Annotated in this window: 31 protein-coding genes; 25 read left to right on the top strand and 6 right to left on the bottom strand. The window is 60.4% G+C overall.

Going from position 1 to position 26,378, the window contains the following annotated elements; translation table 11 throughout:
* The 7 genes from GN300_RS06890 to GN300_RS06860 all read left to right on the top strand — a co-directional run bounded on the left by GN300_RS06890 (position 1) and on the right by GN300_RS06860 (position 7,119).
* Entirely contained in the window at positions 1-549 is a 549-nt protein-coding gene (locus tag GN300_RS06890) for a PE-PPE domain-containing protein (protein WP_063315685.1), read from the top strand.
* A 129-nt stretch (positions 550-678) separates the two neighbouring features.
* On the top strand, positions 679-1,218 hold the full coding sequence (locus GN300_RS06885) for a hypothetical protein (RefSeq protein WP_063315686.1): 540 nt from the start codon (positions 679-681) through the stop codon (positions 1,216-1,218).
* Positions 1,211-2,506 (top strand): PBSX family phage terminase large subunit, encoded by a 1,296-nt coding sequence (locus GN300_RS06880; RefSeq protein ID WP_063315687.1) that lies wholly within the window; start codon positions 1,211-1,213, stop codon positions 2,504-2,506. Before GN300_RS06885 ends, GN300_RS06880 begins: the two co-directional genes overlap by 8 nt.
* A gap of 19 nt (positions 2,507-2,525) precedes the next feature.
* On the top strand, positions 2,526-4,127 hold the full coding sequence (locus tag GN300_RS06875) for a phage portal protein (protein ID WP_082845725.1): 1,602 nt from the start codon (positions 2,526-2,528) through the stop codon (positions 4,125-4,127).
* A 3-nt stretch (positions 4,128-4,130) separates the two neighbouring features.
* Entirely contained in the window at positions 4,131-5,297 is a 1,167-nt protein-coding gene (locus GN300_RS06870) for a phage minor capsid protein (protein ID WP_063315689.1), read from the top strand.
* Positions 5,298-5,449: 152 nt separating this feature from the next.
* Positions 5,450-6,865, top strand: a complete 1,416-nt coding sequence (locus GN300_RS06865; RefSeq protein WP_233405583.1) for a hypothetical protein — start codon at positions 5,450-5,452, stop codon at positions 6,863-6,865.
* Between the two features lie 8 nt (positions 6,866-6,873).
* Positions 6,874-7,119, top strand: a complete 246-nt coding sequence (locus GN300_RS06860; protein WP_063315691.1) for a hypothetical protein — start codon at positions 6,874-6,876, stop codon at positions 7,117-7,119.
* A gap of 633 nt (positions 7,120-7,752) precedes the next feature.
* Here the strand turns inward: GN300_RS06860 and GN300_RS06855 are convergent.
* Entirely contained in the window at positions 7,753-8,151 is a 399-nt protein-coding gene (locus GN300_RS06855; protein WP_156511726.1) for a hypothetical protein, read from the bottom strand.
* Positions 8,152-8,344: 193 nt separating this feature from the next.
* On the opposite strand from GN300_RS06855, the gene GN300_RS06850 reads away from it, so the two are divergent.
* The 17 genes from GN300_RS06850 (at position 8,345) to GN300_RS06770 (ending at position 23,676) form a co-directional block, all read left to right on the top strand.
* Positions 8,345-9,076, top strand: coding sequence for a hypothetical protein (locus GN300_RS06850; RefSeq protein WP_063315693.1), 732 nt, complete (start codon positions 8,345-8,347; stop codon positions 9,074-9,076).
* 12 nt (positions 9,077-9,088) lie between these two features.
* Positions 9,089-10,003, top strand: coding sequence for a hypothetical protein (locus tag GN300_RS06845; RefSeq protein ID WP_063315694.1), 915 nt, complete (start codon positions 9,089-9,091; stop codon positions 10,001-10,003).
* Between the two features lie 75 nt (positions 10,004-10,078).
* Complete coding sequence (locus GN300_RS06840; protein WP_063315695.1) at positions 10,079-10,501, top strand: hypothetical protein; 423 nt, start codon at positions 10,079-10,081, stop codon at positions 10,499-10,501.
* Entirely contained in the window at positions 10,501-10,827 is a 327-nt protein-coding gene (locus tag GN300_RS06835; RefSeq protein WP_063315696.1) for a hypothetical protein, read from the top strand. Before GN300_RS06840 ends, GN300_RS06835 begins: the two co-directional genes overlap by 1 nt.
* A 2-nt stretch (positions 10,828-10,829) precedes the next feature.
* Positions 10,830-11,159: an HK97 gp10 family phage protein gene (locus tag GN300_RS06830; RefSeq protein WP_063315697.1), complete on the top strand. Its 330-nt coding sequence runs from the start codon at positions 10,830-10,832 to the stop codon at positions 11,157-11,159.
* On the top strand, positions 11,159-11,542 hold the full coding sequence (locus tag GN300_RS06825; protein ID WP_063315698.1) for a minor capsid protein: 384 nt from the start codon (positions 11,159-11,161) through the stop codon (positions 11,540-11,542). Before GN300_RS06830 ends, GN300_RS06825 begins: the two co-directional genes overlap by 1 nt.
* A gap of 15 nt (positions 11,543-11,557) precedes the next feature.
* Positions 11,558-12,055 carry a phage tail tube protein gene (locus tag GN300_RS06820; RefSeq protein ID WP_156511727.1) on the top strand — a complete coding sequence of 166 codons (498 nt, stop codon included), beginning with the start codon at positions 11,558-11,560 and terminating at the stop codon, positions 12,053-12,055.
* A gap of 153 nt (positions 12,056-12,208) precedes the next feature.
* Positions 12,209-12,745 (top strand): hypothetical protein, encoded by a 537-nt coding sequence (locus GN300_RS06815; protein ID WP_063315700.1) that lies wholly within the window; start codon positions 12,209-12,211, stop codon positions 12,743-12,745.
* 98 nt (positions 12,746-12,843) lie between these two features.
* Positions 12,844-13,101, top strand: coding sequence for a hypothetical protein (locus GN300_RS06810; RefSeq protein ID WP_063315701.1), 258 nt, complete (start codon positions 12,844-12,846; stop codon positions 13,099-13,101).
* 11 nt (positions 13,102-13,112) lie between these two features.
* A complete protein-coding gene (locus GN300_RS06805; protein ID WP_063315702.1) occupies positions 13,113-17,456 on the top strand; it encodes a hypothetical protein in 4,344 nt (1,447 codons plus the stop codon).
* Entirely contained in the window at positions 17,456-18,262 is an 807-nt protein-coding gene (locus GN300_RS06800; RefSeq protein WP_063315703.1) for a hypothetical protein, read from the top strand. Before GN300_RS06805 ends, GN300_RS06800 begins: the two co-directional genes overlap by 1 nt.
* Positions 18,259-19,773, top strand: coding sequence for a hypothetical protein (locus tag GN300_RS06795; protein WP_063315704.1), 1,515 nt, complete (start codon positions 18,259-18,261; stop codon positions 19,771-19,773). Before GN300_RS06800 ends, GN300_RS06795 begins: the two co-directional genes overlap by 4 nt.
* An 81-nt stretch (positions 19,774-19,854) precedes the next feature.
* Entirely contained in the window at positions 19,855-20,856 is a 1,002-nt protein-coding gene (locus GN300_RS06790) for an N-acetylmuramoyl-L-alanine amidase (protein WP_233405582.1), read from the top strand.
* Positions 20,856-21,080 carry a holin gene (locus GN300_RS06785; protein ID WP_063315706.1) on the top strand — a complete coding sequence of 75 codons (225 nt, stop codon included), beginning with the start codon at positions 20,856-20,858 and terminating at the stop codon, positions 21,078-21,080. The genes GN300_RS06790 and GN300_RS06785 overlap by 1 nt, the downstream gene beginning before the upstream one ends.
* 54 nt (positions 21,081-21,134) lie before the next feature.
* On the top strand, positions 21,135-21,554 hold the full coding sequence (locus GN300_RS06780; RefSeq protein ID WP_156511728.1) for a hypothetical protein: 420 nt from the start codon (positions 21,135-21,137) through the stop codon (positions 21,552-21,554).
* Between the two features lie 8 nt (positions 21,555-21,562).
* Positions 21,563-23,491, top strand: coding sequence for a hypothetical protein (locus tag GN300_RS06775; protein WP_063315708.1), 1,929 nt, complete (start codon positions 21,563-21,565; stop codon positions 23,489-23,491).
* Positions 23,488-23,676, top strand: a complete 189-nt coding sequence (locus GN300_RS06770; protein ID WP_063315709.1) for a hypothetical protein — start codon at positions 23,488-23,490, stop codon at positions 23,674-23,676. The genes GN300_RS06775 and GN300_RS06770 overlap by 4 nt, the downstream gene beginning before the upstream one ends.
* A 45-nt stretch (positions 23,677-23,721) precedes the next feature.
* On the opposite strand, the gene GN300_RS06765 is transcribed toward GN300_RS06770, so the two are convergent.
* From GN300_RS06765 to GN300_RS06745, 5 genes are all read right to left on the bottom strand, one after another.
* Positions 23,722-23,988 carry a hypothetical protein gene (locus GN300_RS06765; RefSeq protein ID WP_063315710.1) on the bottom strand — a complete coding sequence of 89 codons (267 nt, stop codon included), beginning with the start codon at positions 23,986-23,988 and terminating at the stop codon, positions 23,722-23,724.
* 177 nt (positions 23,989-24,165) lie between these two features.
* Complete coding sequence (locus tag GN300_RS06760; RefSeq protein ID WP_063315711.1) at positions 24,166-24,366, bottom strand: AlpA family transcriptional regulator; 201 nt, start codon at positions 24,364-24,366, stop codon at positions 24,166-24,168.
* Positions 24,363-24,542 carry a hypothetical protein gene (locus GN300_RS06755; RefSeq protein WP_063315712.1) on the bottom strand — a complete coding sequence of 60 codons (180 nt, stop codon included), beginning with the start codon at positions 24,540-24,542 and terminating at the stop codon, positions 24,363-24,365. The genes GN300_RS06760 and GN300_RS06755 overlap by 4 nt, the downstream gene beginning before the upstream one ends.
* A 347-nt stretch (positions 24,543-24,889) precedes the next feature.
* Positions 24,890-25,156: a hypothetical protein gene (locus GN300_RS06750; RefSeq protein ID WP_063315713.1), complete on the bottom strand. Its 267-nt coding sequence runs from the start codon at positions 25,154-25,156 to the stop codon at positions 24,890-24,892.
* A gap of 35 nt (positions 25,157-25,191) precedes the next feature.
* Entirely contained in the window at positions 25,192-25,650 is a 459-nt protein-coding gene (locus tag GN300_RS06745; protein WP_156511729.1) for a hypothetical protein, read from the bottom strand.
* A 289-nt stretch (positions 25,651-25,939) separates the two neighbouring features.
* Between GN300_RS06745 and GN300_RS06740 the strand changes: the two genes are divergently transcribed.
* Positions 25,940-26,368 carry a hypothetical protein gene (locus GN300_RS06740; protein WP_233405581.1) on the top strand — a complete coding sequence of 143 codons (429 nt, stop codon included), beginning with the start codon at positions 25,940-25,942 and terminating at the stop codon, positions 26,366-26,368.
* The last annotated feature ends 10 nt before the right edge of the window (positions 26,369-26,378 follow it).

Below are 26,378 nucleotides of genomic sequence, written 5' to 3'. Positions count from 1 at the left end.
ATGCGCGGTCTTGTTGTGGCCGCGCTTGTTGCGGTGATGCTTTCGTTAAGTGGGATCGCCCAGGCCCGCAACGTGATCGTGGTCGACGGCACCGGAAATAGTGGCGCAGTACTGCTCGCCCCGGACATTCAACCCGGCGACACCGTCACCTACGTCCGTTACCCGGCAACAGTGTTGTGGCCCAGCTACAACCAGTCAGTCGAAGCAGGGAAGCAGAAATTGCGTGAGGCGCTCGCAGATGCACCGGAAGGCACTGTCGTCGTTGCTTACTCTCAGGGCGCGAGGATCGCAGGGGATGTCCTCGCCGAACCAGAAACCGTTGGCGTAACCGGAGTCCTGTACTCCGACCCACGCCAGGCCGGCGCCGGCGTCGAAACGCAACTCCCGTTCAACCTCCCCGGCGCAACCATGACCGGCGAACGCGATCCATTCGTCGTCCCCGTCGAAACACACTGCATCCCAACCGATGGCGTCTGCGACTGGGACAACCACGACCCACTCCGATCCATCATCGGCTACGCACTCCACCACACGACCTACTTCCGGTAGGCCACACACTTCCCTCCCCACTCCCGCACACACCACACACGCTGGCGGTCGAAGTGCGGGAGGGAACCAGCATTTCCCCAACCGGGGATCACGACGCCAGGAGCGTCGATCACCCGCAAGGGGCACCACATGGCACAACGACCAGGCGGCAACAAAACCAGCACGATCACCATCGAACGCCGCGAACGCATGGCCAAAGCACTCGACCTCCGCCGCGACAGCTGGACATACCAGGAGATCGCCCGCGAACTAGGAATCAGCCGCACCCAAGCCTTCAAAGACGTAGACGAAGCAATCAAAGAGATCACAGCCGAACCAGCAGCGCACACACTCAAATTCGAGTTGGAACGACTCGACCTGATGCAGCGCCCACTCTTCGAAGTGATCACTGCCGTTGACGCCGTCCGCGAAATTGAGGGCGAAGCAATCCGCGTCGCCAACATCGACAACGACCTCGCTGCAAAAGATTTCGATCGCGAACTCGAAAAGACCGTAAAACGTACCGACGCGAACATAAACCGAATGTTCCAAGCCATCGACCGATCCCTGAAAATTCAGGACCGGCGGGCCAAGTACCTCGCGCTGTACCCGAAGGACGCACAAACCGATGTCACGGTCTCCGATGTCAAGGCCTGGCTGAACGACAAACTCGGCACCGACGATGAGTAAGTTCAACCGGCTCGAAGGCAAAGCCCTTCAAGCCGCGAAACTATCCACCGCCGAAATCAACGCGTTCGACGGCAGCGTCCGATCCGGCAAAACTGTTGGCACATTGTGGGACTTCGCCAAATTCTGCATTGATGGACCTGAAGGACTATTCGTCCTCGCCGGCCGAACACAACGCACTGTCATCAACAACCTCATCCTTCCCTTGCAGGAAATGCTCGGGAAATCGATGGTGCAGATCAAGTTCGGTTCCGGTACCGCGGTCATCTGTGGACGAGAAGTGTTGCTGGTCGGCGCGAACAACGAGCAAGCCCGAACCAAAATTCAGGGACTCACCCTTGCCGGCGCTTACGCCGATGAAGTGGCGACTCTGCCTGAATCGTTCTTCGACATGCTGTACTCGCGCCTGTCCATCGACGGGGCGCGCATGTGGTGCACCTGCAACCCCGAAGGGCCGCATCACTGGTTCAAGAAGAAGTGGCTTGACCGCGCGAAGCTGTGGCTGAAGCACGACGGCACGATCGAAGATAAGCGCGACCTCTTCGAGATGCTCGATTACGAAGACCCCAAGCGCCCAATCAACCTGCACCGCTTCTCATTCCTGCTCGACGACAACAAGAACCTGTCCGCTGAGTACGTTGCGGGTCGCAAGGCGTCGTACTCCGGGTTGTTCTACCAGCGCATGATCCTCGGTCAGTGGGCGCTTGCTGACGGTGTCATCTACTCAGACTTCGACGAACCGAAGCACGTCATCCCTCACGATGAACTGCCGCGGATGGAACGTGTCTTTGGTGTCGGCGTCGACCACGGTATGACTAACGCGACAGCGGGAATCATGGTAGGGCTTGCCGCTGTCGACGGATTCTACCGGCTGTACCTGATGGACGAATGGGCGCCGCCGAAAGCGACTCCCGCTGAGCACTCGGAAATGTTCAAAGCCTGGCTGAAGCCACACAAGATCCAACCCGAGTGGATCTTCATCGACCCGGCAGCTGAAGTTCTCGCCTACCAGTTCTACCAAGACGGCGTAGGCCGCACAGCGCACGCCACGAACTCGCACGACGGCATCCAGACCATCGCGTCACTGTTCAAGCTGGACCGAATCAGGATCTCCGACCGCTGCACCAATTTTCTACGCGAACTCCCCGGATACGTGTGGGACTCCAAAGCGTCCGACAAAGGCAAAGACACGGTCGTCAAGATCGACGACCACTTCATGGACGCAGGACGCTACGGCCTCATCTCTCCCCAAAAACTCTGGGAGACATACATTCCGCTGACAAGCGGCTGACAGTGCCCAGGAGGCATTCATGGCTTTGCCTCTGCCGAATTCTGATTGGCCCCCGAAACCGTTCGACAAGGTGTTCACCTCCGTCAACGAGTGCGCGGCCTGGTGGGAAGGCGACCCTCAGAAGCTTTCAGCGTTGTACGGGGGCGGGGATTACGACCCGAAGCCGGCGTCCTCCGGGATTGTTTCTCGGGCGATTGCGCGAATGTTCTGGGGTCGCCGGCAGAATCAGGGACAGTCGACGCGGCGGGTGCATGTTCCGATCGCTGCTGATTTGGCTCACACGTCCGCGACGCTGATGTTCTCCGACCCTCCGAGTTTCACGATCGCGAAACCGGACAACACCGCTGACGGCACTCTCCTGGTCACCGACAACGCGACGAAGCGCCTCGACCGCATCATCAACACGCCTGAGATGCACTCGAAACTGTTGGTGGCAGGGGAGTCGACCGCGGCGCTGGGCGGCTCGTTTGTCCGGGTCTGCTGGAACGCTACAGTGGCTGATCATGCGTGGCTGGATTTCGTGGACGCCGATCGCGCGATCCCCGAGTTCCGCTACGGCCGTTTACATAAAGTGACTTTCTGGTCGGTCCTCAACTCCGGCAACGATCACGAGACGACGATTCGGCACGTCGAAGTGCACGAGCCAGGAACGATCACGCACGGCTTGTATGTCGGTACACGGCGCAACATCGGCCAGCGGGTCTCTCTCGCTGCGCATGATGTAACAGCGGGTTTGGCCGACAACGAGGGCGGCGTCGTCAACACTGGCACGAAACACCTCACAGCCGGCTACATCCCGAACGCCCGCCCGAACCCGCAGTGGCGCAACGACGGACAACTCGTCCACATGGGCCGCGCTGACATTTCTCGGGACATCATCTCGTTGATGGACCACGTCGATGAGGCGTATTCGTCGCTGGCTCGGGATGTCCGGTTGGCGAAAGCCCGGATCGTTGTGTCCGAGCATCTGCTGAATGTGGGTCGCCCTGGACAAGGGTCGACGTTCGATGTGGATCGTGAAGCGTTCCAGGCCGTGGCGACATCACCGAATGGTGATCCGGTCATTGAGATGCATCAGTTCGATATCCGCGTAACCGAGCATCTCGCGGTTGCTACCGCGTATCTGCGCGAGATCCTCCGCAGGGCTGGGTATTCGCCTCTCACGTTCGGGTTGGCTGATGACTCCACCTCGGCTATGACTGCTACTGAGATCGCTGTGAAGGAACGCGCATCGATTGCGACACACACGGCGAAGTCTCGTCTGTGGCAGGCGGTTCTCGCGCCGATCACGTCGGCACTGCTGGAAGTCGACGCTTTCGTGTTCGACACGGGCGTGACGCTTTCCGAGAATGTGGAAGTGGACTGGCCCAGCGCGGTTCGCGAGACGGAACTGTCGAAGGCGCGCACTGTTCAGGCGTTGGAGACTGCGCGTGCGGCGTCCACCGAGACGAAGGTGGCGATGCTTCACCCGGACTGGGATGAGATCCGCCGGGGTGAGGAAGTTACCCGCATCCTCCGCGAGAACGGCATGGGTGGTATCGATCCGTTCACGATCGGCGCGGACGGCGCCTTCCAACCCGAAGACGACGATCAATTGGACGACGACGACCGCGAGGAGTAGCCGATGGCAACTCTGGATCCGGTTTTCGCGGCGCGTCTCGCTGAGGCTATCGGGCAAATTTACGCTGATGCTGAAGTGACGTTGTTGAAGCTGATCGCGGATCGGGTTGCGAAAGGTTTGGATGCCCCGAATTGGGCTGAGCGGCAACTGATCGAAGTGCAGAACTTGCGTGCCGATGTGCGACGGTATGTTGCATCGCTGGATGAGGTCTCGGCTAAGGAGATTGAAACTGCGGTCGGTCGTGCGCATTCTCGTGGCGCGGCGGTCGGCCAGGCTGAGGTCGCTGCCGTTCGTGCGCAGCCGATCACCTTCAGCGCGGCCGGTGTGATCGATACCCGCGCGGTGTCGGCGTTGGCGTACGAGACGATCAACGCGTCACGTTCGGCGCAGTCGTACATGTTGCGGTCGACGGATGACGCGTACCGCAGGGTGATCGCTGAGGTGTCCGGTCGCGTGATTACAGGCGTGCAGACGCGGCAGCAGGCAGCGCAGCAGGCGTTGAACAATCTCGCTAGGCAGGGCATCACGGGTTTCGTTGATCGCCGGGAACGGCAATGGTCGGCGTCCTCGTATGTCGAGATGGCGTTACGCACTTCGACGCACCGCGCGATGATGCAAGGCCATGCTGAGCGGCTGCAGGCTGCTGGTTTCGATCTGGTGCTGATTTCGTCGCACCCGAACCCTGCGCCGATGTGCCAACCGTACGAGGGCAAAGTGCTTTCACTGTCCGGGTCCGTGTCCGGCACTGTTCAGACGAACAACGCGCTCGACGGTTCCCCGATGTCGGTCGACGTGTATTCGTCGATCGCCGAAGCCCGCATGAACGGATTCGAGCACCCAAATTGCAAGCATTCTCATACGCTCCTGGTTCCTGGTGCGTCGCAACCTACTGTGGCTCCGTATGACCCTCAGGGGTACAAGGATTCGCAGAAGCAACGCTATTTGGAGCGTGGTGTTGTTCGCGCTCGCGAGCATCTGGCGGTGCAGTTGACGGCGGCCGATCGCAGGGCTGCTCGTGCTCGTGTGAAGTCGTGGCAGGACCGGGCGGCGGAGCATTCGGAGCGGACGGGTATTCCTCGCCGTTTGGATCGTGAGCGTGTCCGTGTTGGCGATCCCAGTTTGGCGGACGCCCCCAAGTTGGTTGGCGCTCGTATCGCCGGAGTGGAGTAGTTGTGACGGTTTTTGTTGAGCCTTTGGGCGATATTGCTGGTTTGGCCGACGGCCGTGAGGTCGTTTTCGAGGTCGGTGTTGTGCGTGAGAATCATGCTGGCACTGGGATGGTTACGCCTCGCAGGGTGTCTGTCCGACCAGCGGGCGGGGTGTTGACGACACCTGATTTGGATCCGGGTCCGGCGCGGGTGTGTATCGCTTTCGAGTGGTTCGACATTGTGATCCCGAATGAGTCGGGGCAGCAGCGTTTGTGGCCGTTGATCAAGGATTCGGTTCCGTATGAGCCGCCTGTTGTTTCGTTGGTGAAGCAGTACCGCGATGAGGTGGTGTCCGCGAAGGAAGGCGTTCAAGAGTCGCTGGAGTACTACGGCGGGGTTCTGATTGGGCTGACGGATCGCGCGGAGGACGCTGCGGATCGCGCCGAGGCGGCAGCCGATCGCGCCGAAGCAGCGGAGGGCGGCGGCGGTGGTGGTGGTGTGCCTTCTGGCGGGTGGCCGTTGTCGTCGCTGGCGCAGGAAGTCATCGACGAGTTCGGTGGCGGTGTCGCCCTTCCGATCGAGCTCGCGGACCTAAGCCCTGAGGTGCAGGTCAGTCTCGAACTGGCCGAGTCCGCATCCCAGCCCGGACACAAGCATGACGCCGCCGACATCAATACGGGCACAATGCTGGTCGCGCATGGCGGGACCGGCAGATCGACCTTCGCGGCGAACTCGTATCTACGCGGCGACGGCCAGTTCGTCGTGAAGTCAGATTCGTTCGAGACCGTGCGGGCGAACATCGGCGCAGTCGCAAATGATGACCCGCGACTCACCGACGCCCGCACCCCGAAGACTCACACTCACAGCGGTGCAGACGTTACAGCGATCATCGACACCGAAGATGGTCCTGTCGTAGTGGACATGGATATCGTCGCGTCGACCATGGGCGCCATAGTGGAGATGATCCGAGAGAAGGCGTCGACAGATTCCCCGGTCTTCACCGGCCGGGTGGAAATGATCGGCCTGAAGATCACAGGTGGCGATCCGGGCGTCGGGAAGGTGCTCACGTCGGATGGATCCGGCGTCGGAACCTGGCAGGCAGCTGGGGCATCGGGAATGAAGGTGACGGGTCCATACCAGGCGGGGGCACCGAACAGTGTTGGGCCAGTGGTTGACCCATCGCAGACCAATTCCACTCCATACGGCAATGTGCTTATCGGCTCTGAGGCGGGCACTAACTCGAACGTCGTGGTCGCTGTCGGCCAAGGTGCATCAGTAGGGGCGCAAGGTGGGACAGCGGTTGGCAATGACGCAAGAGTGGGCGGCGGGGCAGGAGGGGCGACCGCCGTAGGGCGCTTTACGCGAGCAAATCACGGTTCCTCGACCGCGCTCGGCGCGAATGCCACCACGACCAAAATGAACCAAGTCATGCTCGGCACCAATCTCCAAGTTGTGACGATTCCGAACAAAGCCGAGATCGGTGATGGCTCGACGATGGTCACGCTTTCCACCCGCCTGACCGGAGGCAAAGCCGAACTCATCGCCACACTGCCATCCGGAAAAATCGTTTCACTTGCCCTCGACACCTAGGACGCCTCGTGCCGCTCACCCTGATCATCACCATCCCCGACGAGCACGCGCCGAGAGCGTTACGCACCGCGTGCCGCAGCCAAGGGCATCTCCCCGAGACGTGTCCGAATCCGCAGGACTGTATCGGAGACTTCGTCACCAAACGAACATCCGAAGAGATCAGCCGCGACGAACGACAAGAAGCTGAGGAAGCCGCAGCAGCGGCAGCTGTACCCCTCGACACCAGTGAGTGGACCGTCGAATTCGGCGGGTAATGATAGAGGTGGTCCCCAACCCTCAGGGGGGGAGAGAGGATTGGGGACCGCTCTCGACGTTACAGGGGAAGGGCCCACCCCCGGCGAGTGGACAGCCGGAGGGCAGGCCTTGCGCGGCTGAACTGACCCACTCAGAATCGCCGCAGCAACCACATGATATCCACTTTTTGCGGGCCGTAAACACATCGATAGGCGGGGCCGAGCTGGTCTTCCCTTACCCTCCCGACCCCACTCAACTGACCATAGCATCGATCGAACGTGTGTGCGAAAATGGTCGCGTGTCCACCGAAACCGCACCAACCCAATGCCCAAACGGACACCCCCTCGCCCCAAACACATGCCTCGTAGGCTGGGAAGTCTGCGCATGCACCAACGCCCTCAACGGCGGACACCGCACCCACTACTGCCGACAATGCGGCGAAACCATCCGCACACCCACATGCCTCGGCGCTGACCCACAAAAATCCCGCTGGACCACCTCAAAAACGACGAAACCCCGCCAACTCGGAACGAGGGCGGGGAAACGCCGATCCGGCGAGCACTAGTGTCCGTGCCAATGCCAACCGAACCACGCAGCAGTAATGCGGCTGCCACGCTCAAGCGCGACCGTGGAACGCGCCCAAGAACCAGAAACTAGCTACCAAACAGTGATCCGAGAGAGCCGGATCCGAGTGAACCAAAGTCGAGCACGCCGTCATCCGCCTCGATCTTTTCCCACACACCGCACGAATCTGTAACGAATGCAGAATCGGAACTCTTGATCGTCACGGTCATCGGCTTCAGGCCCTGCCCTTGCTCAACGGGGACGGGTGCACCATTCGAGGCAAATACGAGCCGAGCCCACGTGCAGGTTCCACCGTGCACGCCACCTGACGTCGAATACGTTCCAGGCTCAACCTCCGAGCCGACAAGAAAACCGCCGTAGCCAGAGATTTTGGTCGGTGCGGCTGATGCAGTGCCAGCGCCCACCGTCAGGGTTGCGCCAACAACTATGGCGAGCGCACCAACTGCGCTCGTGATCTTCAATTTCACTCTTTGCTCCCAGGTTGCCGACATGTGTTTGAGCCATATCAAACCAGGCAAACTGGACGGTTGTTAATCAATCGGCAAATCTCACCCCAAGTAACACCTAAAACCCAAAAGAATGCCGCCCCACAGCAACCGCAGTGGGGCATTTTTCATGCCCGCACGTCGGGCGAATCGACTGTCCCAGGAGGACACGACCATGCCCGACACCACCGACAACACCACCGCAACCGACACAACTGCGGAGACTGTCGAGACCACCACAACCGAGGCAACCACCACGGAAACCACGGCCACCGCCACAGACACAGGAACGACGGGCGCCACCACCGAAGCAACGGCCACCACGACCGAAGCCACCGGCCTCGATGCACTCCCCGAATCCTGGGCCAACGAGATCAAACGCCTCCGCGCCGAGAACGCCTCCGACCGCACCGAAGCGAAGAAGAAGGCAGCACAGGACGCGACCGACGCACTCACTAAGAAACTCGGTGAAGCGCTCGGCCTCATCAAGGGCGACGAAGCACCGAAGCCCGAAGACGTAATCGCGCAGCTCACCGCTGAACGTGACACCACCGCGAAGAAGCTCCGCGAGCTGACCGAAGACCGCGCACTCCGCAACGCAGCCACCACACACGGCGGCGACTACGGATCGCTCTCGGACTCCAAGAAGCTCAGCAAAGCGATCGCGGAACTAGACCACACCGCCGATGACTACCCATCCCTGGTGGATGAAGCAGTCAAGGCGGCAATCACCGCCGACCCGAAACTCAAAGTCCAGGCGGCTTCCCAAGTTTCGACCGTCGACACCAGTAAGGCAGCAGGCGAAACAGCCGAGCAGCTCACACGAGAACAGCTCGCCAAGATGTCGCCCGCCGACCGTCTCAAAGCCGCCCGTGAAGGCCGCACCAAAAACCTCACCGGCAACTAACCAGGAGCACCTATGACCATTGAAAAGTTCGTCCCCGAACTCTGGGAAGCCGCCGTACAGGAGCCGTTCGAAAAGAACCTCGTCTACGCGCAGCCCAACGTCGTCAACACCAAGTACGAGGGCACTATCCGCGAGCAGGGCGACACCGTCCACGTCTCGTCGGTCGGCGCACCCACCGTCAACAAGTACGACAAGACGCAGGACATCGATATCGAAGACCTCGATACCGACAGCACTGCGCTGGTCATCGACCAGGGCGACTACTTCGCATTCCGCGTCAACGACGTGGACCGCGTGCAGGCCGCCGGCAACTTCGAATCCCCGGCCACGAAGCAGGCCGGAATCGGCATGCGCGACACCGTCGACAAGTACGTCGCCGGCCTGTTCGAGCCTGGCGCGAAGACATCGAACAAGCTCGGCCGCACCACGATTGTCGATGGTGAGCCGCATCAGGTCACTGTCGGTCAGACGTACGCATACCACGTCCTCGTGAAGCTGCGTGAGCGTCTCGACGGCCAGTCCGTCCCCACCGAGGGCCGCTTCGTGATCGTCGACCCGGCATTCGTCTCGTGCCTCCTGCTCGACAAGCGGTACACCGACCTCTCGGCCAGCGGCACCGATGTTCCGCTGTGGCAGGGCCAGGTTGGCCGCGCAACGGGCTTCAACGTCCTCGTCTCCAACAACGTCCCCAAGGTTGGCGGCACCGGGGCAGCGAAGGATGACCTCGTGATCGCCGCGGGCATCCCCGACGCACTGTCGTTCGCGAACCAGATCAACAGCGTCGAAGCGATGCGTCAGGAGAAGCGGTTCGCCGACCAGATCCGCGGCCTGAACATCTACGGCGCGAAGGTCTTCCGCCCCGAGGCGATCGCTACCGCGACTGTTCAGTATGCGCCTGTCGTGCTTCAGGCACCCGCCGGCGGCTAGTCGCCACCCCTGTCCGACGACGCCCGCACCTGACCACCCGGTGCGGGCCTCGTCGCACCACATCTTAGGAGACCTGTGCAGATCTACGCCACGTGGGAACACCTCGCGGAATGGCTAGCGCCCGATGACCTCCCCACCGAAGAAGAGTCGAAACGGTGGCTGCGAATCGCATCCGAACGGGTACGCACCGCAACACGCGCCGACATCTACTCAACCGATCCCGCCGGATACCCCGACGACCCAGACGAGATCGTCGCCTTCCGTGAAGCGACCTGCGCGCAAATCACCGAATGGATCGAAGCTGATCTGGATCCGTTCAAGGGCGTTGCAGGACAGGAACTGTTGGAATCGAAGTCGTCCATTGCGGGCGGCACTATCGAGCTCGACACCAACGGATCCGCCGAAGCCCGAGCGCGCGCACTCACCGTCCTATGTGACCGCGGGTACGACATCCTTCGCAACGCCGGCCTCGCATCGAACGCACCCGGATTCGCCTAATGGCACGCGACAGATTCGCACGCTGGTGGCGACACGGAGTGCTCGTCGAACGGAAAACCGGGCAAGGACCGCGCGGCCCGATCTATGCCCCACCTGAACCACTGAAGACGGCGATCGACGACAAAGCCCGCCTCGTTCGAGACAGCACCGGCGCGGAGGTGTTGTCCTCCACCACAGTCGCATTCCCCGCCGAGACCGCGTTCATCGAACCAGGCTCGTGGGTCACGCTCCCCGCCAAATACGGCGGCCGGCGTTCGAAGGTGATCGCTTCTACCGTCGCTGACGGTGGCTTACTGGCAGACCACGTGCAGGTCAGTTTGGAGTAACCATGGCCCTGCAATGGAATGGCGCCGCGATCGCAGCCAGAGTGCAAGCAGCAGCGGAACGCGCCAACACCCAGGCCGCTGAAGTTCTGCTGGCGAAAGCCCGCGCTAACGCGCCGATTCAGGACGGCCTACTCCGTGCGTCCGGGAAGATTTCAGCGTCGGGTAAGTCGGCGGCGGTGTCGTTCAATACGCCATATGCGGCCCGTCAGCATGAGGAAGTCGGCTGGAGCCACCCCAATGGTGGCGGTTCGAAGTACCTCGAAAGAGCGAAAAACGAGTTGGCGGGCGAATACTCGCAGATTGTCGCCAACGGAATCGCCGGGGCGATCTGATGATCACACGCACTCGCATTGAAGACGGGCTCGCAGATTTTTTGAAAGACGTTGGCGCGCCGATCATCATCGGAAAAGTCACCCCCACCCCGGATCGGGCTGTTTTCCTCAACGTCTACGACGAGCAGTATCTCCGTGACCCAGATCGGGCGAACCCCGACGTGTGGATCCAGCTGCGCGGCCGAACACGCGGTGAAGACCCGGCGCCAACAAACGCTTTGATGGACAACATCTTCCGGCTACTCGACAACAAGTCGCACTACCGCATGGGTGATATCCGGGTGGCCCGATCTATCCGCGTGGTCACCACGTCCACGGAAGAGGACAGCAGCGGACGTAACGAACGCGCCGACTCCTACAAATTCCATCTCAACCCTAGCTAACGAAAAGAGCCTGCAATGGCAGATACCCTTTTGGCCCCAGACAGTTCCGGCATGGATTCCCACCTCGCGCGCGATTGGGCGGTCCAGGTCAAGGACGGTGACGGTGAATGGATCTTCGTCAACGCCCTCTCACAGTTCGCCCCGACCAGCGACAAGACACTGCAGGACGACGGCGACATCGGCATGAAGGGCGGCAAGTCGTCCCTTGCCACCGCAATCGGCTTCAACATCGAAATCACCGGCCTCCGCAAGGGCACATACGCCGGCACTGACTTCGAACCCGATGAAGGGCAGGAGATCCTGCGCGCCAAGGGCGACGAGATCGGTTACCTCGCCGTCGCAGACATCCGCTACTGGCGCACCGACGGCTTGAAGGACGCCTTCCAGGGCCGCTACACCGTCGACTGGAAGGACGGCACCGAAGACAAGGAAGGCCTCCTGTCGTTCACGTGCACCCTGACCGGCCGCGGGCGCCGAACCAAGATCACGAAGCCCACAGTGGGAAACCCGTAGGCCCCTCACCTGCACCTAACGAAGGTGACGATGAGGGGCTGCCCCCTGACGACGATCTGAACGTCGAAGAAGACGACTAGAACACCCCACCGCCCGACCGCATCGTGTGGTCGGGCGGTTCCTGTTCCACCACACACTTTGGAGCCAGACACCGTGCGCGACCTACGCGAACTATTCGACCCCAATCTTTATCTCCCCATCAACGGGAAGACGTACACCATCACGTCGCCGAACGCCGAAGAGGGACTGCGGCTGAGGCTCATGTTCTCCACCCTCGACGCGAAGATCGGTGACGACGATCAAGTCGGAGAGATCGCGAAACTTCTCGGCGCGACGTGGGTTCCGAACATGGTCACCAAAACCGTGCTCGATATCGCAACCGGCGAACCCGTCCTCGACGAGAAGAACGAACCCACCACAGTTGAAGTCGACGAAGGAAAGTACGAAGGCGGCGTCTGGTCGGAGATGGCCAACGACGGCGTCGACTGGGTGTCCCTCATGCACGCCGGCACTACCGCTCTTTTGTATTACGGCCAGGGCCCGTACATCGGTGAAATCTACTGGGAGACAGGACTCACTGATACCCCGGGAAACTCACTACCCCCGAAGCCGGGAACGGCGACGGGGGATCGCAGCAGCAATCCGCAGCGTCGGAAGAACGCGAAGCGGAACAACCGCAAGCGGAAGTAGATCCCGACAGCCTGCCTGGCCGGTACGGGGATGACGACGCGGGTGGCGGACCGTACAACCCGAAAACCGGATTGCGTGCCTGGTACAACCCGCGCCACATGCAGCCACGCCACGCCAATAAGCCTGCAGCCAAACAGGTTGCTGGTCAGAAGATTCGCCTGTCGTGGCCAGACATCCTCGGCGAATGGGCGTCCATAGAACTCGACTTCCAGGACTGGAACATCGACCTCGAATCCGGTGTCCTCAAGGAACGCTCGTGGCGGTGGATGAGCCGACGAATTTTCGGTCTCGTCGCCAACCCGGAATCACGTCTCCATAAGGCGCTCAAGATCCCGCTCACTCACACACCTGAATAACCGGAGGCCCAATGGCACTCGACGTTGGAACCCTCTACGCGACTCTGACAATCCGGGACGAAGACTTCCAGTCGGCGTTGTCGCGCGCCCGCAGCAACATGGAAGGCGCTGGCCGGTCGTCGGCTTCGATGGCGTCTGCTGTCCAGCGGGCTTCAGCCGCGGCGCAGGCTGCGCATGCTGCACACGCTACTGCGACCACGAGACTGTCGTCGGCCCAGCGCGACTTGAACACGCTGATGAACAACTCGGCTCGCACCGCCGACCAGGTGGCACAGGCCGAGCAGCGTGTGGCGCAGGCCCGCGCCCAGGTCGCACAGACCACGGTTCGGGCACACGATTCGCTCGCAAACCTGAACCGCGAGAACGACGCAGCCGCAACGAGCACGAACAACCTGACCACGGCGCTGGGTAAGGCGAAATCCGCTGCAGCGTTGATGGGTGTCACTGTCGGCGCTTCCGGGTCGGTCAAATTTTTGACGGACGCCATCACGAACGCCCGAGCCCTGGGCGCCCAAACCAACCAGATGAACGTCCTCTTCGGCGACTCGAAGACCACAATCAGCGACTGGGGATCCACAGCATCATCGACCCTTCGCATGTCGCAACGCGAAGCGCAGGGCGCCGCAATCCAATTCGCCACCTTCGGCAAGGCCATCGGACGCTCAGGCCCCGAACTGGCCTCGTGGTCACAAGACCTCACGAAGCTCGCCGGCAACCTGGGCAGCTTCTACGGAATGGACACCGCCACCGCAGTGGAAGCCATGTCGTCGGCGTTCGCTGGCTCCGCTGAGACCATGCGCCCCTACGGCGTGCTCTTGGATGACGCAACCCTCCGAAACATCGCGTTCAAAGAGGGAATCACCGAATCCAACCGACAGCTGACTTCGCAAGAGAAAATCCTCGCCACCTATGTGGGCATGAAGCAGCAGCTCGCCCACGTCGACGGCGATATCGAGCGGTCGAACGGCAAGTACGGTGCTTCACTCAAAGAGCTGAAGGCCCGCTACGAGGACACATCCGCAGCGATCGGCGGGAAGATCATCCCGATCGCGAACACTTTCGTTCAAACACTGTCCGGACCAGGCATGCAGACATTCGGCGTGCTGGCCGAGAAGGTCGGCGGCCTCGCAGAGGGACTTCGACTACTGGGCAGCGTCTTCGGGCTATTGCCGGGACCTATACAGGCCGCGGTAGCCGCACTCGTCGCAGGAAAGATCGCCTCACTCGCACTAGCGCCTGCTGTGAATCGCGCCGGCACTGCGATCACAGGCATGGCAACCACCGCGCGACTCCAAGGCATGATGGCGATGGACCGCCTACGCGGAGCGTTCCTCAACGCTGGTCTCGGGGCCGCAGGGTTTACCCGCACTGCCGCCACAACGGGCGGCGCGATGTCAGCCATTGGCCGCGGCGCCAAGTCTGCGCTCGCCGCCATGGGCGGACCTTGGATGCTGGCTGTCACTGCCGGCATTCTCTTGCTTGCGCGGCATGCGAAGAAGTCGCAGGAAGCTAAGCAGCGTCAGGACGAGTTCGCTTCCGCGACGCAGGGTCTTGCGCAGATCATGTCGAACACGAACGGCACGTATTCGCAGGCTGGCCAGAAGGCCGCTTCGACCATGCTTGAAACGGTCAAGTTGGCGGACGGTTCGAAGACCCTCGGTCAAGCATTCGACGACATGGGCATCAGCGGATCCCGTGCCGCGCGAGGTCTGGCAGGGATCGGCACAGACGCGGCACGAACACGCTCGGACCTGGAAGGTCTGCACGCTGAGCAGCGGAAGAACCTGGGCTTCTGGGACAAAATGGGCCAGCAAGTCTCGAACACCTTCCGCGGCGAAGAGTGGGACTACGAGACCGATGCGTCGAAGCTTCTGGACTCGTATGACCTTGCGCAGCAGAAGATCAAAGAGAACCAGGAGAAGCTGAAGCGGGAAGCGCAAAACGGTGGCGATGTCGTGATCGCCTCGGACGGTACGGCCTACATCGGCGCGATGACCGAAGCGATGATCGATTTCGACAAGGCATCGTCATCGGCCTCGAAGCAGGTCGACATTCTCGCGAAAGCGCTATCGGGTCTGCGGAACGACAGTCTCACCATCCATGATGCTGAGGCCGCGGTCAATGACTCGATGCGCGGAATGAGCGACCTCAAAGGCACATTGGGCGATGTCGGACTCGACCGATTCGGAATGATCGACACCACAACCGAAAAGGGCGCGAAAGCCGACAGTGCGGCGCGGAAAGCGGCCGAGGACTACGACCAACTCGCTGCCGCGATCTTCACTGCCACCGGGTCTGCTGAAGCTGTCGAGAAAGCCATGCAAGGCACCTACGACAGGTTCGTCGAGAACGCCACTGCGATGCTCGGATCGAAGGAACAAGCACTTCAGCTCGCAGAAGCGTTGGGGCTCATCCCGAAAGACGCCGCAGTCGAACTCGGAATCAAAAACGAAGCGGCAACCAGATCGCTGATCGACACGATCGCCGGCAAGGTGACCGATTTCAACAACACATCCGCGACCGTCACTGTCGATGTGCTGGATGAGAAGGCAATCGAGAGTCTTGAAGCTGCTGGATTTGCAGTGGAGGAACTCCCCGACGAGAAGGGGTTCACCCTCACCGCGACAACGGCTAATGCTGTCGCGGCTCTGAACGGAGCCAAGGGCGCGGTTGATGGGATCCCGGCTTCGAAGGTGATCACGGTCGATACGCCCGGCGCATCGGAGACCATCGACAAGCTGAACGAAGCGAACATCCTGACGCACGTCGACAATGAGAAGCGGATTGTCGTAGAGGACAATTCGGCTGACACGATCATTGCGTTGGCGAAGCTCGGGGTGACGACAACTTCACTGCCTGACGGCACGATCGTCATCACTGACAACTCGGCTGCAGTTGCCGGCAACATCGACCGGAACCTCAACGGGAAGCGTACGACCGGAACCCACACGATCTACACGTCTACGTTCCTAACGCAAGCCCAGGTCACTGATAGTCAGACGTTTTCGACTGACGGTTCGGGTGGCAAGGTTCCGCTGGCAGACGGCGGAATCCTCGCTGGGAAGTACGCGAACGGCGGAATCAATCGTATGCCGGCGTCTGCGGAGATTATGTCGCCGCGACCGAACTACATCATGGTCGCTGAACCCGAGACGATGGGTGAAGCGTTCATTCCGTTGGCGCCGTCGAAGCGTGCCCGTTCCGAGCAGCTCCTCGGAACCGTTGCCAATAAGTTCGGCATGAGTCTCATGCGCGGTGATGTCGAAGCTTTCGCTGAGGGCGGTTTCGGTGGCAGCCACGGGTCAATGCCTGAAACAGCTGCAGTCACTTTGTCGGCCCGGAAGGGGGTCGACGCCCGCGGAACCGGGTTGGTTGGCGCTGCCGGCGTGGGCCATATGGTGGCATCCCTACTCGGCGGCAAGGGCTTCGACACAGGCGGAACGAGCATCCCAGGCATGTCCGACTGGGGACTCGAAGAGAAACTCCGCAAGCAACTCGAAGCGTGGGCCGGGATTCAATCGACGGAACATCAGCTGTCCGAGGATGAACTCCGCCAGTTGGATCGTGACATCGAAGATGGAAACGCGAACCTCCGTGGCGCGCGCATTGATGTGCAGAAGGCGAACGACGCGCTGCATGAAGCGGAGACCGCTGAGAAGCCGGATGAGTACACGATCCGTAGCGCCCGCATCAGCGTGCAAGAGGCTGAGGCGAAACTCCGCGAGACGGAGCGTGAGAACGCGAAGCTCGCTGACCGGAAGGCGAAGGCCGGCGACACCGCGAAGACTGCTGACCTACCCGAGTTCAAGGACTGGTTGTCGGAGCAGATCAACGGCCCGAAGCCTATGTCTGAAGAGGATCGCGAAGCTCTCAGAGAGAGCGTCGAATCGGGTGTATCCGCAGAGGAACGCGCGATGTTCGCCGTGGAGAAAGCGCAGATCGCGTTGGACAAAGCGAACCGTGCCCCGAAGGACGACAAGGACAAGGGCGCAACGCAAGCCGAGAAAGACGACGCTCTCGCGGATTTTGAGAATGCGAAGCGTTCGTTGGCGCGGGTGCAGGAAGACAATGCGCGGCTCGCGAGTAAGTACGCCGGAAATGTCGCTGCCACATCGGGCGGTTCTGGAGTGTCCAGTTCGGCGCCTGCTGGCGGCGGTTTGTCTGGTGAGCAGCAGAGCATCGTCAATTCGCTCGGCAGTGTCGCACAGGGCAATCCGGGTGCGACGTACCAGATCATCGTCGGGCAAGTGAACAACGGACCTGTGTCGGTCAACGATCCGCAAAAGCTCTTGGAGACACCGAATTCGACGGGTGATCCGATCCACGAAGCAATGATGCGCCTAGGAGTGAAGTAGTGATCCGTTACGAGTTCGTGGGCGTGGATGGTTCGTTGTGGGTGTTCGGCTCACCGTTGTGCCCGATCCGGTTGGCGGCAACGCCAACCGGGTTGGGTGGTGCCCCGTTCAAGCATCAGCGGGTGGCGAATGCTCGTCAGGCTGGTGCTGATTGGGTTGGTCGCGACGACGAGATCAACGTCATCGGATTGAAGGTGACGATCGGACCGATGCGTGCGGGGAAGCCTGCACGTGAGGTGTTCACTAGGTGGCGCAACGCACTCGGTTACGGCGACGAGGTCGGCGAATTCCACGTCTACTGCGACGGCGAACACTTCTGGCAGTACGTCCGATACGAGGAACCCGCTAAGGATCCGAAGATCGATCTGCTGGACGACATCGGCTGGATGCAGGAAGAGATCAAACTCTCGTCGGACCTGTCTTGGTGGCGCGCACCGGACTTCGAAGAAACATACGACCAGGCAACATTTTTCGATGCCAGGATCCGCAATGGCGGCGACGTTGATTCGTGGCCGCATTACGACATCACCGGCCCTGGAGTGTTCGTGATTGGCCAGGCCGATGACTTCGTCACTCTCCCCGCGATCGGTGTGGGGCAGAAGTGGGACATCAACACCGACCCCGAGGATGCGTACATCCGCGACGGGAACGGCGTCGACAAATGGAAGTCCGTGGGAATTCAGCGTTGGCGCAAAGCATTCAAACGGAAATCCGTCACGCCGATCATGATCAGCACGGGCGGCACCACCTCGGCGTCATCGGTGAAAGTCACGTTGCCGCAACTGTATAGAAGGGGGACAGGTTGACCCCAAACACCAACTCCCCACCCGCGTTCGACATCGACATTTTCTCCGGCGACTACAGTCACGCAGAACCTTTCGGCCCGTATATCAGGGCCAAGTTCCAGTGGAAACGCAACGAAGCAACTGCGGCCACGATCCAAGTCAAAGCGAGTCACCCTCACGCTGATCGTTTGAAGCAGTGCAAGACCAGCGTTGTGCCCATCCGCACGTTCTACAACGGCAAGGTGTGGGACGGCCGCGCGATGGATGTCACAATCGAGGGCAAGCCTGGGCAGGAAACTGTTACAGCGGTGTGTGTTTCGAACATGAAGTGGCTCGAATCGATTCTCGGTTGGCCGATGCCGCTCGCCCCGGAGTGGGCGCAGGTCAAAAAGCAAGACATCATGATCGGGCCAATCGACTTCGTATGTCCCTATTTCATTGCGAAGAACGCGACGCGCCTGAACAAGCCGGTGTACGTGAAAGTTCCGTCAGGTGGCAACCAGATCAAGCTACCCAAGATCCCCGCTGGCATCGATTCGGTGGACAAGTTCTTCGAGTTCATTGCCTCACTGGATCTTTGCGCGATGTACACACGGATGACGCCGCTAGATGAACTGTTTCAGAACGCATTGAAGTCATCGGAATCTGAGATCACGTGCAACCTATGGGTTCCCGGCGATCCGGACCCAGGGAAGATCTTCAACACCAACTCGCTTGGTCGACTGCAGAACATCTTCGACCTGTCCGGCGACAACTTCATGTTCTTCACCAACCCGAACAACATTCTCGGACTGCTGAATCCGGAAACGTATGGCAAAGCGACCGAACCCTGCTACATCGTTGACACCCGCAAGAAGCGGGACCGCAAGTGGATGCAATGGTCCACCGATGGCGGTCAGATCATCGACTACAAGCGGAACATTACGCATCCCACTGCGCACCAGGTCATTACCGGCGGTCAATCACCGGAGTGGCTGAACGAATTGGGTCGCATCCTCGCGGACGGAATAATCGGGCTGATCCTGTCCGTGTTCGGTGCGGGCTTCCTCGCGCCGTCTGTCGGCGGGTTGCTCGATGACCGATTTGGGTCGTTCAACAAGTTCAACAACAGTGAACTCGAAGAACTGTTGGGCCGCCATGGATTCGGTGAGGCGTACGCGAATGCGCAAGTGGCGTTCACTCTCGATTCCCTGATGGCAGGTTTGCAAGGTCTGCGTGATCATGCGGGCCGCGACTCGATCAAGATCCGTGTATTGGACGGTGGCGCAGCAGGTAAGGGCTTCCAGTTCGGCGCCGACGACGACTCGGGGCAGCGATATCAAGAGGGCGACATCATGTCGTTCGTCGACGGCGACACCGTGATCACCGACTACGTATCCGAAGTGACTGTCGAGGATCAGCGCGGCGGATTCTGCGTCGCTGAAGTGACCATTGGCGACGACCAGCCAGTGAAGGACCCGTTCCTCCGAATGGTCGACAAATTCAAAGAATTCGGCTCAACAGGCCGAGTTATCGCAACAACTGCGCGTTGATTGAAGGGGCCTTCTATGGCATGGAAAGGTGATCCCGTTTGGCTTGAACAAGTCATTCGTGATGCAGGAGTAAGCGTCTCGGTGTTTCCGGGCGCACTCAATCGAGGTAAGGGCGACTTCGGCGCCATCTGGGGTGTCATCGCACACCACACCGGAGCGCCAGTTGGCAGCAACCCAGGGCCGGGCGCGATCGCGAACCACCCGTCGCTCGGGTTGGCGTCGCAGATCCACCTGTCCCGCAGCGGCCACGCAACCGTATGCGGTGTAGGCATCGCCTGGCATGCGGGCGTCGGCTCGTGGCCTGGCATCGCAACGAACGCCGCAAACCAGGTGACGATCGGCGTCGAGGCCGAGAACTCGGGAACCGAGGGCTGGTCGAGCGCACAGTACTGGGCGTACGTGCGCATCGTCGCAGCGGTCCTCCGCAGACTCGGACACCCGTCGACCCGCACGATCGGCCACAAGGAATGGGCTGCGATCCAAGGCAAGTGGGATCCGGGTGGAATGGACATGGGCAAGTTCCGCGCTGATGTCGACAACATGATCGCGGAACTGAACGGTGTGAAGCCAGACGTTCCGGTGATCGAGAACCAGATCGACCGTGTTCGGTTCTTTTCCGACTGGCTCGGCAAGCGCCTCCACGACGGAGAACGTAAATGCAAGGACGGCGTCGGACGCTACGCGGACTTCGAAAACGGTTCCATCTACTGGCATCCCGACACCGGAGCTGTCCCGGTCCCGAAGCTCGTCTACGAAGTGTGGGCTGCGCGCGGATGGGAGATCGAGTTCCTCGGCTACCCACAGCGATTCCACGTCGTCTACGAAGCCGAGGGCGACCTGCAGTCATTCCAGGGCGGAACGATCGCCCGACGATATGGCACAAAGGGTTTCGTCTGCCATGGCGTGATCGGCCGCCGATGGGTCGAAGAGGGCGGCGTCCGCGGAATCGACGACAAGCCCACCAAGCTCGGCTGGCCCACCTCGGATGAATACGACTTCGACGGTGGCCGCCGGCAGGACTTCGAGCGTGGATCTCTCGTCTGGCATCCGTCGGGCGCAATTCAAATCGTAGGAGACAACTGATGAAGACTTACCTGTTGGACATTGCAGAGCGTGCGACTAAGACTGCGGCGCAGTCGGCCTTGGCGACTCTTGGGATCGGCCAGCTCGGCTGGTTGGACGTGGATTGGCAGGGCGTTGCGTCGGTATCTGGCCTGGCTGCGTTGATGTCTGTGCTGACTTCCATCGCGTCTGGCGGTTTTGGTCGAGGAACTGCGTCCTTGGTCTCTGAGCCTGCCTCCGAGTAGTGAGTGCGGCGCGGCAACCCGCGAGGGTTGCCGCGCCTTATGGAAGGAGTTCCTTTGGACTCACTGACTTGGTCTCATCTCGTGGGTTTTGCCGGTTCCGCGGTCGGCTTGATCGGCGGCGGCTACGGGGTTCGGATGAACTACCTGTCTACGCGAGACACGAACGACACCAATGAAACAACGACGGCCGCTGACAACCAGCGCAAGGCTTTTGAGGCATTTGCGGAACAGCAGCGCAAGGACTTCGAAGTTCTGCTGACGCCAATGCGTGACGACATCACCAGGCTCACCGAAAAGGTGGCACGCCTGGAAGAGGTTGTGACAGTGAAGGAAGCGATCATCCGAGCGAAGGATGTCGTGATTGCTTCAGCGGTGACGTTGATTCACCTCCTCATTGGGCAGCGGCGCGATGACGCGCCTGCCATCGACATTCCCGAGCCGCTAGTTGGTTACGTGGACACCCAACGCATTTAGGACACAGCATGGCTGATGAGGCGACTCCCGAGGATTACACGAAGAAGCTGATCGAGCTGCAGGGGCGGGATCTGCCGTCGGATGAGTTGGAGCGGTGGAAGCACATCCTCGGGATCGACCGAAGTCTGCTGGACATGATCGCGGATTTCATACCGTCGATCGGATTCCTGGTCGAGAAGGTCGACAAAGTCATCAAGGACATCGCGCAAGCGATCACTGGCGTTGTCGGCGGCGGACTTTCGGCGATCGGTGATTGGGTAGAGGACTTCGTCAAGAAAGTGAACCGCACGGTCAATCAGATCGGAGAAGTTTTCCGTGGGCTGATCGTGACGCCGCTAAACGAGATCGTGTCCGGCGTTCGCGACTGGTTCTACGGACTGTGGCAGCCAGGCAAGGGCGGCGCGGCAGAGGCGCAACAGTCTCAACTCACCGATCAGCAGGGCCGGATCGTTCTCACGGAGGAGCAGGCCGAGGCGGCGATGCAGGAGGCGCAGGAGGCTGCCGCGGTGGCTGCTGCCGCAGAAGAAACTGGGAAGATTCTCGACAAGAACATCGCCGCTCTGGTCCCTGACATCGGCACCCGCGCGAAGCATGAGGATGTCCCGAAGGACACCCCAGGCTGGCAGTCCCTGAATCCGCTCGAAGATGTGTCGTTCCCTCGGAGCGACTTGGAGCGGGTTCCGTGGCGCATCCAAGGGTTCACCAGCACAGAGGGCGGCGGTTCACACCGGCACTTCATCGACGAGGCAACCACGTCGTTTGTGTGGGCGGACCCTATTTACACGCCACCCGCTGGCCGGTACGAGTTCGTGTTCATCAAGTCGACCCGTAAGCGGATCTACAACACGATCACGCTGGCACTCGGACCGCGGCCCGCTAACCCAGCGTCGTTCTATCTCTGGCTATTTCGGATGGACACGACGAACGGAGTGCCGAATGGCGCGCTGACGATTGTCGATGGCTCCTGGGGCGGCGGCTTGTCTACTCCGGCCCTTCCGGCAATCAGCTCGGATGTGACCTGGGAGTTCGACGACGTGCAGGCAGAGCCGGGTGAATGGTTCGCGGTATGCATCATGCAATCAGGTGGCACGGTTCGACCCCTGTTCCGCAAGACCACCTCGGTGATCGCAGCACGAGCCGGCGTGAATCCCTCTCGTCTCTCGATGACGGGTAATGCGATCTCCGCCAACATTCCGGCCGGAACGCTCGACACCGCGAGCCTCGATATCCCCTGGGCCGCACTCGGGCAGAAGTCCGCGCTGTCCCCGGCACGCTATGTCGACACGTTCGACCGACCGAACTCCAACACCATCGGCCCGAACTGGGGTGTCACAGGAATCGGAATCACACTGTGGGACAACGCGGTCGAATCTCGCCGCGTCGACTACGGCAAATTCGACTCACGCGAAAACTACACAACGGCAGTGTGGGCGCTACCGACAAACACGAAATCGCAGAGCGTCGGCACCCGAACGAAGACGTGGCCGAATTACGACATCATCAACGAGATCCGCAACAAGCCATACAACTCGATGATCTGGCTCCGAGGAAACGCGGACCTCACTGTCGGTGTCGCGGCGATGATTTACCAGAACAAGATCGAGATCCGCGGATTTAATGCCGCCTACCCTCGCAACACGTCGAATCCAGCGTTTATCGGCGGGAAGATGATGGCGGAAGTCTTGCACGCGAACACCGAGAACGCGGACTGGTATCTGCACGCGGCAGGTGACGGCTACACGCTCTACAAGAACGGTGAGACCGTCAGCCACGCGGTTCTGACCGCCCCTGACCCTGCCCGTGAGTTCGCAACCGGCCCCAACGACAAGTACGGCGGCATGAGTCTCTACGCCTTCTCGCGCGGCGACCTCGTGCCCGGCTGGCACGGCACATACCTGTCCATCCCGCTCGATGAATGGAGGTTGCGAGACCTATGAGCCTCGACAACAACAAAGCTGAATTCCTGATCCCGTCGCGACCGGACCTGACGTTCAAAGCCTGGTACAACCCGGACGACGATTGGCTAGCTATCGAAGGGTTCGACGCGGACAAGGTGATGCGCGTCGGCGTTGGGTGCCGTATGGCGCAGGCGACACCCGTGCCCGAGGTCGCATCGGAGTGACTACGATTCCCCCGCCCCGCTGTGGGTGGGGGAGTTGTGGTCTATCTAGGCGTGTTTGATGTTCACAACTTTGGCGTGTTCGACGTTGATGTTCTTGTTGCCGAGGAAGATGTTGACGCGTTTCCCTCCGCCTTCGGCGACTTCCGCCATGGCAATGAGGGCGTCAGCCTGTTCCTGTTCGGTCATTTCCGTCAGCCTTGGGCCAACCAAGCTCACCCATCGGAGGATCTCCACGGGCAGACCCAGAACGTCGTCAGCCAGTTCCCGCGGGACACCCTTGGGGATGGCTGGTCGATCACTGTGGTTGCTCACTTCGGTGAGTTTACCGTGACAAGGAGTTGCGTTGAATCGATGACGTGCGTTAATAACCGTCATTGCAGATCCAACTGTCCAGTAGCGGATTCATTACCCAATCAAATCAGACACCTGGACGCTTGGTACAGAGTTCAACTAAAGGTCAGGTAAAGTTCCTACTAAAGTTGGAGGACGTTAGTCCTGCAGGTCAGTGCGTGTTCCTTGGCCGGGTCGAGTCTCCATCCACTTGTCGATCGTCTCGGGAAGCCAGCCCATGTTGCGGCCTACCCGAGCGTCCGGCTCGGGTAGGTATCCGCGACGTTGATACGACTTGATCGTCTCGAGGCTCAAATGCAGCCGTTCTGCAATGTCGCCACGACTGAGGTAAACGATCACTTGTCGACTGCCCGCCTCTTCCGTTCCTCGTGTCGAATGATCACGACACCTGCTGCGAGCCACACGGCCCACATGATTCCAGCTTTAGCGGGATCCCACGATGTCGCGGTGAGGTAAACGCCGTACGCCCCGGTTGCGGCCATGAGTCCTGTCGCGGGGGTGATGAATCGCTTCATTGCTGACCTTTCTGTCCGTGGGTGATACTTGGAGGGTGCGGGTACCGGATAGTTACTGGCTTTCCGGTCCCCGCACTCTCTAGCTACTCGCTGGACTTCCTTCGTTTCCCTCGGTACCTGTAGGCGTTGATTCGTTTCCGAATCTCTGACCTGTAGGTGAGAATCACGGCAATGGCTACTGAACTCAGCCATTGGAAGTCCGACTTATCAAACCAATCCAAGTGCATCACCCTTTTGAGTTGTTGTAAGACCTTGTGCCTTACAACTCAAACTATACACACAAAAGGGTTCAAGGTCAAGGGTTGAGTGAGAGATCTCCGAGAAGTCTCAACACCAGAAAGTCGGGACTAGGAAGTGAGGCGCTCGGGTGGGTACTGCCCGTAGATGCCGCGCTCGTCGTCGGCCCTGAATTGCGCGTCCTCAATCTCGGCGCGATTCGCAGCAGCATAAATGGCTTGGCGGCGAATTCCATCGCGCTCCCACTTGCGTAGCGCTAAAACGAACGCCGCCCACACTGCAAGTCCGCAGCCGAGGAGTACGGCGAGGATCGGCGCGAACTTAAACCCGATCCCAAGAACGACTACAGCGGCGACGACCCTAAGCGTGAAATTCATGGTGCGCCTTCCGTTGAGAGAGTGGCGGGGGAATGTCAGGCAGGTTTGATCGGCGCGCTATGGGGGCAGAAGGCCCCTAGTGCGCCTCCGACGATCTGAATCGATTGCTGCAGGTCGAAGCCCGACTCTTCGAGGGAATCGAGTTCCACCTTAATTGCAGCTTCACGCCCTTCGCTGCCACTCGGGTATGCCTCGTACATGTTTGCGCACACCCTCTTTGCAAGCGACCTGAAGTAAGAGTTTCGAGCTTCAGGATCCATGCCTGCAGCTTTCAAGCCTGCCTCATATCGGTTGCTTCGGGATGTGTCCGAAGTCATGACGGAATCACGGTCCCCATTCCCGAGGGTGTCTGAATTGCCCGAGGCCGCGATGGAATGAATTGCTTCCATCACCGAATCTGGGACAGCGGGCTCAGGCTGTTTGCTGCATCCAACTGCCGCGCCGGCGAGCGCCGTCCCCATGATCAGTACTGCCATCTTTGCGGTGCGGGTCATGGCCAATCCTTTATCTCGGGTTGAGGTGATCGTGCCCGATCGATCCGGCTGTGACAAGCAACCGTCCAGTTCGGTCCATGCTCAGATTGGTGCGCACAGTTCTGACTTGCCCGTGAGCGCTGCGCAGCCGTCTGCGCATAGATTTGCGCATAGTCGCCACAAAAGTGGCCAAGATTCGACCTCAGCGCCGCGCGGCGTAACGCATAGCTTCCGCAGATCGGGCAGGGTTTGAGGGCCACTAGCCGAAAGTTGTTGCGCACTTTCTTGTTTCAGCTTCATCAACTGCACAGTGGCGATCCTCAACGCCAGGGATGTCCCCGACGTGATCCGCGATCCGGCAAAGCTGCTCCAGCCCGGCGTGTTGGTGTATCCGACCGTCAGCAACATCCTCGATCTGTTTGCCGTTTCGCCTGGGCAGACGATCACGCGGACCGTCGGCAATCTGCCGGCCGGGGTGTACGCCGTTGCGGGAGCGTGCGTTCGACTGCTCGATCCGACCAACCCCACTATCGCGATTCCGCAGGCCGTTGTGGTCGGCGGCTGGTTCGAGGGCGCCGGAACTGGAAGTCTCTCAGGTTCTTTGGAGGACCTGGGATACAACACGGTCCAGGACTTGATCGACGCATGGAATCGGATCAGCTCGGGAAGCAGCGGCGGTAGCTTTCAGTTCGAGTACCAAGGTGGCTCGGATTTCGAGGTAGTGGGTCCGACGTCGTAGTAGGTGCAGC

It is taken from the genome of Rhodococcus sp. Ni2, assembly GCF_021352185.1.
GTDB lineage: Bacteria > Actinomycetota > Actinomycetes > Mycobacteriales > Mycobacteriaceae > Rhodococcus_F > Rhodococcus_F qingshengii.
This window is presented reverse-complemented; position numbering and strand designations above follow the sequence as displayed.

Excerpts from the sequence above, each read along its gene's own strand:
- GN300_RS06890 (WP_063315685.1), top strand. The coding sequence starts at position 1 with ATGCGCGGTCTTGTTGTGGCCGCGCTTGTTGCGGTGATGCTTTCGTTA.
- GN300_RS06885 (WP_063315686.1), top strand. The coding sequence starts at position 679 with ATGGCACAACGACCAGGCGGCAACAAAACCAGCACGATCACCATCGAA.
- GN300_RS06880 (WP_063315687.1), top strand. The coding sequence starts at position 1,211 with ATGAGTAAGTTCAACCGGCTCGAAGGCAAAGCCCTTCAAGCCGCGAAA.
- GN300_RS06875 (WP_082845725.1), top strand. The coding sequence starts at position 2,526 with ATGGCTTTGCCTCTGCCGAATTCTGATTGGCCCCCGAAACCGTTCGAC.
- GN300_RS06870 (WP_063315689.1), top strand. The coding sequence starts at position 4,131 with ATGGCAACTCTGGATCCGGTTTTCGCGGCGCGTCTCGCTGAGGCTATC.
- GN300_RS06850 (WP_063315693.1), top strand. The coding sequence starts at position 8,345 with ATGCCCGACACCACCGACAACACCACCGCAACCGACACAACTGCGGAG.
- GN300_RS06845 (WP_063315694.1), top strand. The coding sequence starts at position 9,089 with ATGACCATTGAAAAGTTCGTCCCCGAACTCTGGGAAGCCGCCGTACAG.
- GN300_RS06835 (WP_063315696.1), top strand. The coding sequence starts at position 10,501 with ATGGCACGCGACAGATTCGCACGCTGGTGGCGACACGGAGTGCTCGTC.
- GN300_RS06830 (WP_063315697.1), top strand. The coding sequence starts at position 10,830 with ATGGCCCTGCAATGGAATGGCGCCGCGATCGCAGCCAGAGTGCAAGCA.
- GN300_RS06825 (WP_063315698.1), top strand. The coding sequence starts at position 11,159 with ATGATCACACGCACTCGCATTGAAGACGGGCTCGCAGATTTTTTGAAA.
- GN300_RS06820 (WP_156511727.1), top strand. The coding sequence starts at position 11,558 with ATGGCAGATACCCTTTTGGCCCCAGACAGTTCCGGCATGGATTCCCAC.
- GN300_RS06810 (WP_063315701.1), top strand. The coding sequence starts at position 12,844 with ATGCAGCCACGCCACGCCAATAAGCCTGCAGCCAAACAGGTTGCTGGT.
- GN300_RS06805 (WP_063315702.1), top strand. The coding sequence starts at position 13,113 with ATGGCACTCGACGTTGGAACCCTCTACGCGACTCTGACAATCCGGGAC.
- GN300_RS06785 (WP_063315706.1), top strand. The coding sequence starts at position 20,856 with ATGAAGACTTACCTGTTGGACATTGCAGAGCGTGCGACTAAGACTGCG.
- GN300_RS06775 (WP_063315708.1), top strand. The coding sequence starts at position 21,563 with ATGGCTGATGAGGCGACTCCCGAGGATTACACGAAGAAGCTGATCGAG.
- GN300_RS06770 (WP_063315709.1), top strand. The coding sequence starts at position 23,488 with ATGAGCCTCGACAACAACAAAGCTGAATTCCTGATCCCGTCGCGACCG.
- GN300_RS06755 (WP_063315712.1), bottom strand. The coding sequence starts at position 24,542 with ATGAAGCGATTCATCACCCCCGCGACAGGACTCATGGCCGCAACCGGG.
- GN300_RS06750 (WP_063315713.1), bottom strand. The coding sequence starts at position 25,156 with ATGAATTTCACGCTTAGGGTCGTCGCCGCTGTAGTCGTTCTTGGGATC.
- GN300_RS06745 (WP_156511729.1), bottom strand. The coding sequence starts at position 25,650 with ATGACCCGCACCGCAAAGATGGCAGTACTGATCATGGGGACGGCGCTC.